The following is a 13,362-nucleotide window of genomic DNA, read 5'->3' as shown; positions in this document are numbered from 1 at the left end:
ACGAATTATCCGCGAAAGAGCGGGACAGCCGGGGGTTGAGTGCGTTAACGTGGCCGGAGGAGGACCAGCATGACGGTTTCGCTTGTTCTTGCCTGTATTTGGGCCGTGGTGGCTTCGGTGATCGCCATGCTGCCCAACCGCATCCATTGGCCCGCGGCCTATGCGCTGATTGTTGTCGGCATACCGATCCTGGGCTTTGTGACATATCAGAACGGCCCGATCATGGGTCTTCTGGTACTGGCAGGAGGCGTGTCGATCCTGCGTTGGCCCGTGCTGTTCCTGTTCCGCTGGCTGCGGGGGCAGGTCACCGGGCAACCGGCAGAATAGGGACTCGCGGCCTTGCGCTGACGCGCTGCCCCGCTGGAACGCCTACATGAACGCTCTTCCACAGCCTCGTGGCATCCTGACCCCCAACCGTTCGCTGGCGGAGCTGACCTGGCTTCGCGTCGGCGGGCCTGCCGACTGGTTGTTCCAGCCGGCGGATGAGGACGACCTCTGCGGGTTTCTGCGGGATCTGGATCCGGCGGTGCAGGTCTTTCCCATGGGGGTTGGGTCGAACCTGATCGTGCGCGATGGCGGCATCCGAGCGGTCGTGATCCGACTGGGCCGAGGCTTCAACGCGATCTCGGTTCAGGGCGACAGGGTCACGGCGGGGGCGGCGGCGCTGGATGCCCATGTCGCCCGCAAGGCGGCAGAGGCGGGTCTGGACCTGACCTTCCTGCGCACCATCCCGGGTTCGATCGGCGGTGCGGTCCGGATGAACGCGGGATGCTATGGGTCCTATGTCGCCGATCACCTGGTCGAGGTGCGCGCGGTCACCCGTTCAGGCGAGGCGGTTGTCATTCCGGCAGCCGATCTGCATCTGGCCTATCGCAAGTCCGAGCTGCCCGAGGGCTGGGTGATCGTTTCGGCCACCTTCCACGCCGGCCCCGGCGACCCCGTCGCGCTTGAAGCGCGGATGGAAGAACAGATCGCCAAGCGTGATGCCAGCCAGCCGGTCAAGGACCGGTCGGCCGGATCCACCTTCCGCAATCCGGCCGGGTTTTCGTCGACGGGGCGTGCTGACGACGTGCACGACCTGAAGGCCTGGAAGCTGATCGAGGAGGCTGGATTGCGCGGCGCCCGCCTGGGCGGAGCGCAGATGAGCGAGAAGCACGCCAACTTCCTGATCAATGCCGGTGGCGCGACCGCCGCAGATCTGGAAGGACTGGGTGAGCTGGTGCGGAAAAGGGTTTACCAGACGACGGGCCTCACGCTAGAGTGGGAAATCATGCGCGTCGGCGAACCGGCGGCAGAAAAACAAGAATAACGGGCCGCAACAGGCCCGGACCAGAGGCGGACATGGCGGGCAGTTCGGGCAGGACGTCCCCGCGCGTGGCAGTGTTGTTGGGTGGCCTTTCCGCCGAGCGGGAGGTGTCGCTCTCGTCAGGGCACGAATGTGCCAAGGCGCTGCGCGAAGCGGGATTCGATGTGGTCGAGGTCGATTGTGGCCCCGATCTGCCGGCGCGTCTTGCCGAAGTGAAGCCTGATGTCTGCTTCAACGCGCTGCATGGCCGGTGGGGCGAGGACGGTTGCATCCAGGGCATGCTGGAATGGCTGCGCATCCCCTACACGCATTCCGGCGTGCTGGCCTCGGCTCTGGCGATGGACAAGGCCCGCGCCAAGGAAGCCTATCGTGCCGTTGGCCTGCCGGTGGTTGAAAGCGTGATCGCAAGCCGCGAGGCGGTTGAGGCCGGTCATGTGCTGGCGCCTCCCTATGTGGTGAAGCCAAACAATGAGGGCTCTTCGGTCGGCGTCTACATCGTGCGCGAGGGGGCAAACGCGCCCCGCCTGGCGGCGACCATGCCGGCCGAGGTCATGGTGGAAACCTATGTGCCGGGCCGCGAACTGACCGTTGCCGTGATGGGTGATCGGGCCCTTTGCGTGACGGACATCATCACGAACGGCTGGTACGACTACGATGCGAAATATGCTCCCGGCGGGTCGCGTCACGAGTTGCCTGCGCGTCTGCCAGACGACATCACGTCGGCCTGCCTTGACTATGCGCTGCGGGCGCACCGGGCTCTTGGGTGTCGGGGGCTGAGCCGCACCGACTTTCGTTGGGACGAGGCGCGGGGCCTTGCCGGCCTTGTGCTTCTGGAAACCAATACCCAGCCTGGCATGACGCCCACCTCGCTTGCGCCCGAACAGGCGGCCCACGTGGGTATTTCCTTCCCTGCACTGTGTCGCTGGCTGGTGGAGGACGCCTCATGCAACCGGTAGGCGTCAACGCGGCTCCGCGCCGCGACCCGGCCCCGACACGCTGGCAGTACCGGATGCAGCGGCTTTGGCTGACTCCCCTGTTCCGTGTGGCCTTCCGCGTGGGCCTGCCTGCGTTTCTGATCACCTTTGCCGCCGGTATCTACCTGTCCGATGCCGACCGCCGCGAGGCAATGACGTCCACCGTCACCTCTGTGCGCGACAGCTTCCAGAAGCGGCCCGAATTCATGGTGAGCCTGGTGGCCGTAGAGGGCTGCGCGCCGGAACTGGCCGATGCGATCCGGGCCCGTCTGGACCTGAAACTGCCGCTGTCGTCCTTCGACATCGACATGCAGGCCGTACACGACAAAGTGGCCGATTTTGATGCGGTGGCCGAAGTTGACGTGCGCCTTGCTTCGGGCGGCATCCTGCACATTGGCGTGACCGAGCGCGTGCCGGTCGTCGTCTGGCGCCTGGGGGATACGCTGACCATGCTGGACGCGACCGGGCATCGCGTGGCCGGACTGGCCGAGCGTGGCGACCGGGGCGACCTGCCCTTGATCGCGGGTGAGGGGGCCGATGAGGCCACGCCGGAGGCTCTGGAAATCATCGCCGCCGCCGGTCCGTTCCTGCCCCGGATGCGCGGCCTTGTCCGGCAGAGCGACCGGCGGTGGGATGTCGTCCTGGACCGCAATCAACGCATCATGCTGCCCGCGGTCGAGCCGGTGAAGGCGCTGGAGCGCATCATCGCCTTGGACCAGGCCGAAGATCTTCTGGCGCGAGACATCCTGGCGGTGGACTTGCGCAACCAACAACGGCCCGTGCTGCGGCTTACCCCCTATGCGCTGAAGGAAATGCGCCGCGCCCAGGGCATCGACGTGAGCGAGGAAGAGCTATGACCGATCTGTACAAGTCCCAACGGGCGATGCGGCACATGCGCAAGGCCGCGATGCAGCGGGGTGTCGTCGCCATCCTGGACGTGGGCACGTCAAAGATCGCCTGCCTGGTGCTGAAGTTCGACGGTCCGGACAAACTGCGCGAGGCCGAAGGTGTGGGCCCGATGGCGGGGCAGTCGAGCTTCAAGGTCATTGGTGCGGCAACCACGCGGTCGCGCGGGGTGCGCTTTGGCGAGATCTCGGAGATGGCCGAGACCGAGCGGGCGATCCGGACCGCCGTGCAGGCCGCGCAGAAGATGGCCAACGTGCGGGTGGACCACGTCATCGCCTGCTTCTCGGGGGCCGAGCCGCGCAGCTATGGCCTGGCGGGCGAGTGGGAGTTGCAGGACTCCGTGGTGACAGAGCAGGACGTGGCCCGCGTGCTGGCCGCATGCGACGTGCCCGATATCGGCCCCTCGCGCGAGGTGCTTCACGCTCAGCCCGTGAACTTTGCGCTGGATCACCGCACCGGCCTGGGTGATCCCCGTGGCCAGATCGGCAACCGGCTGGCCTGTGACATGCACCTACTGTCCATCGACGGCGGCGTGGTGCAAAACCTTTTGTACTGCATCAAGCGCTGCGACCTGGAACTCGCGGGGCTGGCGTCATCGGCCTATGTCTCGGGCGTCTCCAGCCTGGTCGAGGACGAGCAGGAGCTGGGCGCGGCCTGCATCGACATGGGCGGCGGGTCGACTGGCATCTCGATCTTCATGAAGAAGCACATGATCTATGCCGATTCCGTTCGGATGGGCGGCGACCATGTGACCTCGGACATCTCGAAGGGCCTGATGGTGCCGGTTCAGGTGGCCGAGCGCATCAAGACCAAGCACGGCGGTGTGGTTGCCACCGGCATGGACGACCGCGAGATGATCGAGCTTGGCGGCGACAGCGGCGACTGGGAAAAGGACCGCCGACAGGTCAGCCGGACCGAGTTGATCGGCATCATGCGCCCGCGTGTCGAGGAAATCCTGGAAGAGGCCCGTGCCCGACTGGATGCCGCTGGCTTCGACCATCTGCCCAGCCAGCAGATCGTGCTGACCGGGGGGGCAAGCCAGATCCCCGGTCTGGATGGCCTGGCGACCCGCATCCTTGGTCAGCGTGTGCGCCTTGGCCGCCCGTTGCGGGTGCTTGGCCTTCCGCAGGCGGCGACCGGCCCCGCGTTTTCGTCTGCCGTCGGGCTGTGTCTCTTTGCGGCCCATCCCCAGGATGAATGGTGGGACTTCGACATTCCCGCCGAACGCTATCCCGCCCGGTCTTTGAAGCGGGCGTTCAAATGGCTGAAGGACAACTGGTGACCGCTATATCCTGCGTCCCCTTCGATAGGCAGCGCTTTTTCGCCACGTATCGTCCCGATTTCGTGGCGCAGTGCTGTTTTTTTCGTGACGCAATGTGTCGTTGTGGATAGAATCGGGGAAATTTTGTGGGGAACCGGGCCGGAACGGGCACGGATACAGGCAAGACCAGAGCGAAGCGCAAAGCCGGGGCGCAACCGGCGGCACTCAGGAAGCAGGCGGTAGGGACATGGCACTGAACCTTTCGATGACCACGCAGCGGGAAGAGCTCAAGCCGCGCATCACCGTGTTCGGTGTGGGCGGCGCGGGCGGCAACGCTGTCAACAACATGATCGACAAGCAGCTTGAAGGCGTCGAATTCGTCGTGGCGAATACCGATGCTCAGGCGCTGCAGCAATCGCGGGCAACCTCGCGCATCCAGATGGGTGTGAAGGCGACCGAAGGCCTGGGGGCGGGCGCTCGCCCGACCGTCGGCGCGGCGGCGGCCGAGGAGACCATCGAGGAGATCGTCGATCACCTCGCCGGCGCGCACATGTGCTTCATCACCGCCGGCATGGGTGGTGGTACTGGCACGGGCGCGGCGCCGATCATTGCCCAGGCCGCACGCGAACTTGGCGTGCTGACTGTGGGCGTGGTGACCAAGCCCTTCCAGTTCGAGGGGAACAAGCGGATGCGCCAGGCCGAAGAGGGGATCGAAGCCCTTCAGAAGGTCGTCGACACGCTGATCATCATCCCGAACCAGAACCTGTTCCGCCTGGCGAACGAGCGGACCACCTTCACCGAAGCCTTCGCGATGGCGGATGATGTGCTGTACCAGGGCGTGAAGGGTGTGACTGACCTGATGGTTCGGCCGGGCCTCATCAACCTGGACTTCGCCGACGTGCGCGCGGTGATGGACGAGATGGGCAAGGCCATGATGGGGACAGGCGAAGCCACCGGCGACGACCGCGCGGTGCAGGCGGCCGAAAAGGCCATCGCCAATCCGCTGCTTGACGAGATCAGCCTGCATGGCGCCAAGGGCGTGCTGATCAACATCACCGGCGGCTATGACCTGACCCTGTTCGAGCTGGACGAAGCCGCGAACATCATCCGCGAGAAGGTCGATCCCGACGCGAACATCATCGTGGGTTCGACCCTCGACACCTCGATGGAAGGTGCAATCCGCGTTTCCGTGGTTGCCACCGGGATCGAAGCGAACCGCAAGGAAGCCGACATGCCGGTGCCGCGCCGCCCCATGGCGCAACCCCTTGGCGTGCCGACCCGTCAGGCTGTGGCGACCGAGCCGCGCCGCGAGGCGCCGCTGGTCATGCAGGCCCGCGCTGTGCCGCCGGCCCCGCCCGTGATGCAGCGCCCGGCCGCTCCTGCTCCGGCCCCCGTGGTGGAGGAAGAGGAAGACGCCCCCTCGCTGTTTGATCGTGACGATCTGGCGGAAGCGTTCGAAACGGCGGAAGAACCAGTCTACGAACCGGAAATCGAGGATGATCTGCCGGCGCCGGTGTACAAGACTGCCGCCGCGCAATCCTCTCCCCAACCGCGTGCCATCGGCCACACCCAGGTTCCCGAGGATGCCGGCGCCTTTGTGGCCCCGCGCCCGAGGGCGCCGGGCCAGCCGTCGCCCGAAGCCATCGCCCGCCTGCAGGCCGCCGTGCAGAAGTCGCCGATGACGGCGCGTCCGGCGGCTCCGGTTGCTGCAACGCGGGCTGCAGCGCCCGCGCCCGCTGCGCCGCGTGCGGCCGAGACCAAGCCGCGATTTGGCATAGGCTCGCTGATCAACCGCATGGCCGGCGGCCACGCCGAGGCACCGGAACGCGCCGCGCCTTCGGTTCGGTCGCAGCCGGCGGTGCAGAGCTACGATGACGAGCAGGACATGGGCGCCGACCAGGAGCGGATCGAGATCCCTGCCTTCCTGCGTCGCCAGGCGAACTGATCCGATTGGGATCTTGAGAGGGGGCAGCGCAGGATTACGTTGCCCCCTTTCGATTCCATCCTGCCAAATGCGGTTGAGACTTCGCTGACCCTGGGGCAACCTTCCGGCATACATGCAGGAGATTGCCTCAATGACATTCTTGTTCAGAGATTTGCTTGGACGCGCCGCACTGATTGCGGTGGTTGGTGCATTCGGGGCTGTGGCGTCCGCCCAGGATCTACCCCGTGCCAGCGTGGAACAGGCCCTGCCCAACCTGCGTGCAATGGCGCAGCAGGCTGTCGCCGATGGAAAGGTGCCGGGTCTTGCCATCGTCGTCGTGCATGAGGACGAGATCGTTTTCCTAGAAGGGTTCGGCCTGCGTGAGGCCGGCAGGCCAGAAGAGGTCGATGCGGACACCGTGTTCCAGCTGGCCTCGATGTCGAAGCCGATCTCTTCAACCGTTGTGGCCGCGTTGGTCTCGCAGGGGCTGGTTGACTGGGACAGCAAGCTGTCCGACCTGGATCCGACTCTAAGGCTGCACGACGCCTATCCCACCGCCGAAGTGACGGTTCGCGATCTGTTCAACCATCGCTCCGGCCTCCCGGGCAATGCGGGCAATGACCTGGAAGACATCGGGTTTGACCGCGACACGATCATGCACCGGTTGCACCTTGTGCCGCCCGCTTCAAGCTTCCGCTCTGGCTACGCCTACAGCAATGCGGGCATCACCATGGGGGCACTGGCCGCCGTGTCGCCGACCGGCAAGTCGTGGGAAGAGGTCGCCGACGAGGTGCTGTTCCAGCCGCTCGGGATGGCGACCGCGAGCTATCGCCACGAAGATTTCGCCGCTCGCGACAATGCGGCAGCATTGCATGTGCCAGTCAACGGGGTCTGGACCCCAGGCCTGACGCGCGATGCCGATCCGCAGGCGCCGGCTGGCGGGGCAAGCAGCTCGGCCCGAGACCTGGCTGCCTGGATGCGCCTGGAGCTAGCCAAGGGTGGTTTCGACGGCAAACCATTGATCTCTGCCGATGCACTAGAGGCCACGCACCAGCCCCTGATGTCACGCGGGCCGAATGTCGTGTCCGGCGCGCCCGAGTTCTATGGCTTGGGTTGGAACGTCGAATATGGCCGCCATGGGCTTACCTGGGGCCACGCCGGGGCCTTCAGCACGGGCGCGCGCACGCTGGTCACACTTTGGCCGGACTCAGGGCTGGGAATCATCGTTCTTGCCAATGCCTTCCCGACAGGCGTCCCCGAAGGCATCGCCGATAACTTCTCTGACATGGTCTTCGACGGCAAACCCGGCAAGGACTACATCGCTCCCTGGAATGCGGCTTACGAGGGAATGTTCACCCCGGTGATCCAGGCGGTGCAAGCCGCCTTCGGCAAGCCCCCGTCGGACGCGACCCCGGCCTTGCCGGACAGCGCCTATGTCGGCAGCTATGGCAACGATTACGTCGGTGCGGCCAGGATCGAGACTGCCGGTTCCGGACTGGTCCTGGTGCTGGGGCCAAACGGAGTCACCCGCTATCACTTGACGCATTTCGACCGCGATACCTTCCTTTACTATACCGCTCCCGAAATGCCTGACCTGCCATCGCCACTGACCTTCCAGATCGGCCCGGATGGCAGGGCGGTGTCGATGGTTGCGGACAGTCTGAACGGCGAGGGTCTGGGTACGCTGACGCGACGGCCAGAATAGGCGCGGCCCCAGTCTCGTCCAAGAGGGCAGGGGGCTCCGACGACGTTTCTTCACCTCCGCCGTCAGGCTTTTGCCGACCATTCAAAACTGCCGCAGCGTCAATAAGTTGTGGTGCCTTCAGCGCGTGTCACAATTGGTCACAAAGCGTGAGTTGAGCCTGCACTGCAGCCCGACTACGTCTTTTCGTGCCCACAAGGGGGAAGGGTGTCACTTCCGTGGCCCCGTACCCCGCGAAGCGGCAACAAAGACTTCGAGGTAGAACGTGCAAAAGACCCTTGCCAGAGACGCTATCCTGATCGGGCCCGGACTTCACTCCGGTGTGCCTGCGCGGTTGGTCGTGCGTCCGGCCCCCGCCGATCATGGCGTGGTGTTCCTTCGCACCGACGTCCCCGCATCGGTGGGGCGGATTTCCGCCACATGGGATCACGTCGTCCCTTCGCGGCTGTGCACCCTGCTGGCCAATCCTGCCGGAACGACCGTTTCGACCATCGAGCATCTGATGGCCGCCCTTGCAGGCTGCGCCATCCACAACGCGCTGATCGAAATCGACGGTCCCGAAGTGCCGATCCTGGATGGATCGTCGGCTCCTTTCGTTGAAGCATTCCTTGCTGCGGGCATTGTGGACCTCAAGGCGCCTGTGCGTGCCCTGAAGGTTCTGAAGCCTGTCGAGGTGCGTGATGGCCTCGCTACGGCCCGGCTGGAACCCGCGGACACGCTTGAGATCGACTTCCGCATCGAATTCGATGAGCCCGCCATCGGCGAGCAGGAACTGACGCTCAACCTGGCGAACGGCACGTTCGTGCGCGAACTGTCCGACAGCCGCACATTCTGCCGCTGGTCGGATGTCGAGGCGATGCGCGCCAACGGCTTGGCTTTGGGCGGCACGCTGGAAAACGCCGTGGTCTTTGACCGCGACCGCGTCGTGACGCCGGGGGGCCTGCGCCGCGACAACGAACCCGTGCGTCACAAGATGCTGGATGCTCTTGGCGACCTGTCGCTGGCTGGCGGCCCGATCATCGGGCGCTATGTGGGCGACCGTGCGGGACATGCCCTGACCAACCGCCTTCTTCGCGCCCTTTTCGCGGACGCCGACGCCTATGTCTGGATAGACTGCGGCGACACGACCACCTGCAAGCTTCCGGGCGTCGGTGTTGTAGCCGCGGACCTGCCCGTCAGCTGCGCTGCGTGATCTCTCGGCAAAGGACGGCCGAAGGCGTTTTGCGCCCGGGAATCTTATGTGCTAGGACGACACCCGAAGCAGTCGACCCGGCAGGGGCACAACCCGCCGGACAGGGATAGGCAGGGCATGGCGGGCGTTCGGTACGGGGTGCGGCTGATCGGGGTGATCCTTGTCGCAGGCGCCCTTGCAGGCTGCGGGAACCGCAATGCGGCCGCGACCGGCGAGGCGCCTGAAAACACCGGATTCTGGGGAAATGTGGGCGCATTCTTCGCCAGCAAACCAGATGTTGACTATTCGACGTACGAACCCAAGGCGCTGTACGAGTTGGCCGAACAGACGCTCGAGGTCGACGGCGACACCAAGCAGGCCATCGTGCTGTTCCAGGAGGTCGAGCGGCTTTATCCTTACACGGAATGGGCCAAGCGCGCGTTGGTGATGCAGGCTTATGCGCTGCACAAGTCCAAGGCTTACGAGGAATCGCGCATCGCGGCTCAGCGTTACCTCGACTTCTACCCCGCCGATGAGGACGCCGCCTACGCGCAGTATCTGTTGGCCTTGTCGTATTATGATCAGATCGACGAGGTCGGCCGTGACCAGGGCCTGACCTACCAGGCATTGCAGTCGCTTCGAACGGTGATCGAACAGTACCCTGACAGCGACTATGCCGCTTCGTCGATGATGAAGTTCGACCTGGCCTTCGACCATCTGGCCGGGAAAGAGATGGAGATCGGCCGCTACTACCTGAAGCGCGGCAACTATGCGGCGGCAATCAACCGCTTCCGCGTCGTGGTTGCCGACTACCAGACCACGACCCACACGCCCGAGGCGCTGATGCGGCTGGTCGAAGCCTACCTGGCGCTCGGCTTTGCCGATGATGCCCAGACCGCAGGCGCAATCCTGGGCTACAACTACCAGTCCAGCCCCTTCTATGACGACGCCTACGCGCTCTTGACCAAAGCGGGCCTGAAGCCAGAGGTAAAGGGCACCGGCTGGCTGACCTCGGTCTATCGCCAGATGGTCAGGGGCGAATGGCTCTAGGGCGGCAGGCCCCATGCTGACGGCGCTGGAGATCCGCGACATCCTTCTGATCGACCGGCTGGATCTTGCCTTCCAGCCGGGTTTGAACGTGTTGACCGGCGAGACAGGGGCCGGCAAGTCGATCCTGCTGGATGCTCTTGGCCTGGCGCTTGGCTGGAAGGGGCGGGCCGATCTGGTGCGCGCCGGCGCCACTCAGGGCGAGGTTACGGCCGTATTCGACCTGGTGCCCGACCATCCTGCCCGCACTGTGCTTGCCGATGCCGGGATCGAAGCCGGGGACGAACTCATCCTGCGCCGTGTGACCTCTCTCGATGGCCGCCGGACTGCCTGGGCCAACGATCGCCGCGTCAGCGCAGAAGTGCTGCGCAACCTGGGGGCCACCTTGGTGGAATTGCAGGGACAGCAGGATGACGGCGGCCTGATGAACCCGCGCGGTCACCGGGCTCTCTTGGATGCCTTCGGCGCCATCGAAACCGCGAGCCTGCGCACGCTCTGGCGCGACCGCGCGCGGGCCGCGGCAGACCTGGCAGCCGCCGAGGCCGCACAAAGTCGCGCGAGGGCCGACGAAGACTGGCTGCGCGCTGCCGTGGCCGAACTGGACAAGCTGGACCCGCAGCCCGGTGAAGAGGCGGAGCTGGACGCCCGCCGTCGCGCGATGCAAGCGGTCGAGCGCATCCGCGCCGATGTAAGTCGCGCTCATGCAGCCGTCACCGAATCCGGCGCGGAGCGCCAGGTTGCAGATGCCCTGCGCTGGCTGGAAGGTGCTGCCGACCGTGCCGAGGGCCGGCTGGATGCAGCCATCGCCGCTCTGACGCGCGCCCTTGTGGAACTGGGCGAGGCGGGGTCCGAAATCGAGATGGCGCTCCGTGCCATGGATGTATCGCCAGGCGAACTTGAGGCTGTCGAGGAACGCCTCTTCGCCATCCGCGGCCTGGCCAAGAAGCATCGCGTGCAGCCCGACGACCTGGGCCGCTTCGCCATCGAAAAGCGCCTGGAACTCGAAGCTCTGGACAGTGGCGGAACCGGCATCGCGGCCTTGCGCCGCGCGGTGGACGCGGCCGAGGCCGCCTATTCGGCAGAAGCGCGGCGCGTGTCGCAGGCGCGGGCAACGGCGGCCAAGGCGCTGGATGCGGCCATGGCAGGGGAGCTTGCACCCCTGAAGCTGGACCGCGCCCGGTTCGAAACCCGCATGGAATCCGCGGAACCCGGTCCAGAGGGCGCGGATGCGGTGACCTTTACCGTTGCCACCAACCCCGGCGCCCCGGCAGGCCCCCTGAACCGCATCGCCTCGGGGGGAGAGTTGTCGCGGTTCCTGCTGGCATTGAAGGTCTGCCTGACTCGCGCCTCCAATGGCCTGACCCTGATCTTCGACGAGATCGACCGGGGCGTCGGGGGCGCGACCGCCGATGCTGTTGGCCGCCGCCTGCAGCGGCTGGCCGAGGGCGGGCAGATCCTCGTTGTGACTCACGCGCCCCAGGTTGCGGCGCGCGGCGCGCATCATTGGCGCGTGGAAAAGCGTGTCGAGGGCGAGGCAACCCTGTCTCGCGTCGTGCCCCTGTCCGACGACCAGCGCGTCGAGGAATTGGCCCGGATGCTGGCCGGCGATACCGTGACCACGGCCGCGCGCGAGGCGGCGCGGGCGCTTCTTCAGGCCTAGGGCGGCTTACTTTCAATCTGATTCAGATTGAATGCAAGCCAAGGCAGGCAGGCCGTGGGGAATGCCTCGCGCTCCTCTCAATCAGTGAACCAGATTGAGAGAGGTGCGCTCTAGCCCAGTTCCAACGGAACCAGCACCACCGACAGCGCACGCAAACCTTCCAGCGAGGGTATCAGAAGCGCCGACATCGCCAAACCATGCCGTCCAAGGTCTTGCCCGTCCTGGTCGACCAGGCCCGACAGGACATAGCGCTGCTGCAACAGCAATTCGTTGTTCAGGTTCCGCACCCGCGTTCGGCCGGTGACAAGGCGAGAGCCGCGCAGCATCCCGTCCAGGTCAGCGGCCAGTGCCGCTTCCACCGCATCCCGACCAAGCGCTTCGGCTCCGGTGACGGTCAGGCATTCTCCGTCGGGCAAGAACAGGGTCGCCAGTCCCGCAGAATCGCCTGCACCCCAAAGCGCAGCAAAGTTGCGCGCGAAGGCAGCGGCGGCCAAGGGACTCAGATCTTCAGGAATCATGCTTCAGCTACGCGCCTCAGGGTCGTGGCAAGGTCGCCATAGCCCGTAAAACGCCGCTCGTAAGCAAGGCCAAGCCGTTCGGCACAGTCCCGCGCCCGCATGTCCAGCGCAGGGTCGTCGGTCTGGGCCTGATAGACCAACTTCGTGTAATTGCCGAAATACATGTCCCGAAGGCCAGGGTGGCGGTCCAGCCCCATCGGCCTCCATACAAAGGCATCGAACTGCCGAACCAGGAAATCCGTCAGGTAGAAGGCGGTGAACTCGTCTTCGGCATGGGCGGCAAAGGTGGCATTGCCTTCAAAGAACGAATAGCAATGCGGGCCTTCAATCATCTCGACGCCCAACTTCTTGCACGTTTCCTGCAAGAGCCCGCCGGTGCCGCAATCGGCATAGACGACAAAGATCGCTTCGTAGTCGCTCCGGTGCGCTTCAACGGCGGCCTCGACCGCATCAGGAATCCGGTCGGGCCACAGGTGCAGGTTGGCCGGCAGGCATTGCAGGTCAAGATGCGTCCAGCCATTGGCCTTGCGAAGTGCGACGATCTCATGCGCCAGTGCCCCGCAGGCCAGAAGCAGGATACGCCCCCGCGCCTCTGGCGCGAGCCCCGAAACGGTCAGCGTGCCGTCATCAGGGATCAGCCCCACCGGCGCAGGCCAAGGATCAGCGTTCCGGACAGCGCGGCGAAGGCCAGCGCCATCAGGGGAAGATTGGCCACGGCAAAAAGCGCGATCGTCACTCCGGCGGCGACGATCACCGAGACCAGGAGGAAAAGGAAATGAGTCACGGGCATGACGGTTCTCCGATCCTTTCGAATGTGGAGCGTCGCCGGCCGATTGTGAAGGGGGTTCGTATCACGCTTTGCGATCTTGTCCTGCGGAATCGCGACGCACTGT

13 protein-coding genes are annotated in these 13,362 nt (G+C 65.3%); 10 read left to right on the top strand and 3 right to left on the bottom strand.

Going from position 1 to position 13,362, the window contains the following annotated elements; translation table 11 throughout:
• The first annotated feature begins 69 nt into the window (after positions 1-69).
• The 10 genes from JO391_RS11955 to recN all read left to right on the top strand — a co-directional run bounded on the left by JO391_RS11955 (position 70) and on the right by recN (position 11,951).
• Positions 70-327: a DUF2484 family protein gene (locus tag JO391_RS11955; RefSeq protein ID WP_220660715.1), complete on the top strand. Its 258-nt coding sequence runs from the start codon at positions 70-72 to the stop codon at positions 325-327.
• 46 nt (positions 328-373) lie between these two features.
• Positions 374-1,309, top strand: coding sequence for a UDP-N-acetylmuramate dehydrogenase (gene murB, locus JO391_RS11950; RefSeq protein WP_220660714.1), 936 nt, complete (start codon positions 374-376; stop codon positions 1,307-1,309).
• Between the two features lie 32 nt (positions 1,310-1,341).
• Complete coding sequence (locus JO391_RS11945; protein ID WP_220660713.1) at positions 1,342-2,262, top strand: D-alanine--D-alanine ligase; 921 nt, start codon at positions 1,342-1,344, stop codon at positions 2,260-2,262.
• On the top strand, positions 2,250-3,137 hold the full coding sequence (locus JO391_RS11940) for a cell division protein FtsQ/DivIB (protein ID WP_220660712.1): 888 nt from the start codon (positions 2,250-2,252) through the stop codon (positions 3,135-3,137). The genes JO391_RS11945 and JO391_RS11940 overlap by 13 nt, the downstream gene beginning before the upstream one ends.
• Positions 3,134-4,468 carry a cell division protein FtsA gene (gene ftsA, locus JO391_RS11935; protein WP_220660711.1) on the top strand — a complete coding sequence of 445 codons (1,335 nt, stop codon included), beginning with the start codon at positions 3,134-3,136 and terminating at the stop codon, positions 4,466-4,468. Before JO391_RS11940 ends, ftsA begins: the two co-directional genes overlap by 4 nt.
• A 226-nt stretch (positions 4,469-4,694) precedes the next feature.
• Positions 4,695-6,392, top strand: coding sequence for a cell division protein FtsZ (ftsZ, locus tag JO391_RS11930; RefSeq protein WP_220660710.1), 1,698 nt, complete (start codon positions 4,695-4,697; stop codon positions 6,390-6,392).
• 112 nt (positions 6,393-6,504) lie between these two features.
• The gene (locus tag JO391_RS11925) at positions 6,505-8,076 is read left to right on the top strand and encodes a serine hydrolase (RefSeq protein ID WP_220660709.1); all 1,572 of its coding nucleotides are present in this window, start codon (positions 6,505-6,507) and stop codon (positions 8,074-8,076) included.
• A gap of 262 nt (positions 8,077-8,338) precedes the next feature.
• A complete protein-coding gene (gene lpxC, locus JO391_RS11920) occupies positions 8,339-9,265 on the top strand; it encodes a UDP-3-O-acyl-N-acetylglucosamine deacetylase (protein ID WP_220660708.1) in 927 nt (308 codons plus the stop codon).
• Between the two features lie 117 nt (positions 9,266-9,382).
• Positions 9,383-10,294 (top strand): outer membrane protein assembly factor BamD, encoded by a 912-nt coding sequence (locus JO391_RS11915; protein WP_220660707.1) that lies wholly within the window; start codon positions 9,383-9,385, stop codon positions 10,292-10,294.
• A 13-nt stretch (positions 10,295-10,307) separates the two neighbouring features.
• The gene (gene recN / locus JO391_RS11910; RefSeq protein WP_220660706.1) at positions 10,308-11,951 is read left to right on the top strand and encodes a DNA repair protein RecN; all 1,644 of its coding nucleotides are present in this window, start codon (positions 10,308-10,310) and stop codon (positions 11,949-11,951) included.
• A gap of 110 nt (positions 11,952-12,061) precedes the next feature.
• On the opposite strand, the gene JO391_RS11905 is transcribed toward recN, so the two are convergent.
• Genes JO391_RS11905 through JO391_RS11895 form a run of 3 tightly spaced genes read right to left on the bottom strand, consistent with a single transcriptional unit; the run spans position 12,062 to position 13,259 of the window.
• Positions 12,062-12,445, bottom strand: a complete 384-nt coding sequence (locus JO391_RS11905; protein ID WP_259444681.1) for an SgcJ/EcaC family oxidoreductase — start codon at positions 12,443-12,445, stop codon at positions 12,062-12,064.
• Positions 12,446-12,465: 20 nt separating this feature from the next.
• Entirely contained in the window at positions 12,466-13,107 is a 642-nt protein-coding gene (locus tag JO391_RS11900; RefSeq protein ID WP_220664543.1) for a DUF1638 domain-containing protein, read from the bottom strand.
• On the bottom strand, positions 13,104-13,259 hold the full coding sequence (locus JO391_RS11895) for a hypothetical protein (protein ID WP_220660704.1): 156 nt from the start codon (positions 13,257-13,259) through the stop codon (positions 13,104-13,106). Before JO391_RS11895 ends, JO391_RS11900 begins: the two co-directional genes overlap by 4 nt.
• Positions 13,260-13,362 lie beyond the last annotated feature (103 nt).

This window comes from Neotabrizicola shimadae (assembly GCF_019623905.1).
GTDB lineage: Bacteria > Pseudomonadota > Alphaproteobacteria > Rhodobacterales > Rhodobacteraceae > Neotabrizicola > Neotabrizicola shimadae.
This window is presented reverse-complemented; position numbering and strand designations above follow the sequence as displayed.

What these genes read in the sequence shown, in the direction of transcription:
- JO391_RS11940 (WP_220660712.1), top strand. Translation starts at nt 2,250, where the DNA reads ATGCAACCGGTAGGCGTCAACGCGGCTCCGCGCCGCGACCCGGCCCCG.
- recN (WP_220660706.1), top strand. Translation starts at nt 10,308, where the DNA reads ATGCTGACGGCGCTGGAGATCCGCGACATCCTTCTGATCGACCGGCTG.
- ftsZ (WP_220660710.1), top strand. Translation starts at nt 4,695, where the DNA reads ATGGCACTGAACCTTTCGATGACCACGCAGCGGGAAGAGCTCAAGCCG.
- JO391_RS11925 (WP_220660709.1), top strand. Translation starts at nt 6,505, where the DNA reads ATGCAGGAGATTGCCTCAATGACATTCTTGTTCAGAGATTTGCTTGGA.
- ftsA (WP_220660711.1), top strand. Translation starts at nt 3,134, where the DNA reads ATGACCGATCTGTACAAGTCCCAACGGGCGATGCGGCACATGCGCAAG.
- murB (WP_220660714.1), top strand. Translation starts at nt 374, where the DNA reads ATGAACGCTCTTCCACAGCCTCGTGGCATCCTGACCCCCAACCGTTCG.
- JO391_RS11915 (WP_220660707.1), top strand. Translation starts at nt 9,383, where the DNA reads ATGGCGGGCGTTCGGTACGGGGTGCGGCTGATCGGGGTGATCCTTGTC.
- JO391_RS11945 (WP_220660713.1), top strand. Translation starts at nt 1,342, where the DNA reads ATGGCGGGCAGTTCGGGCAGGACGTCCCCGCGCGTGGCAGTGTTGTTG.
- JO391_RS11895 (WP_220660704.1), bottom strand. Translation starts at nt 13,259, where the DNA reads ATGCCCGTGACTCATTTCCTTTTCCTCCTGGTCTCGGTGATCGTCGCC.
- JO391_RS11955 (WP_220660715.1), top strand. Translation starts at nt 70, where the DNA reads ATGACGGTTTCGCTTGTTCTTGCCTGTATTTGGGCCGTGGTGGCTTCG.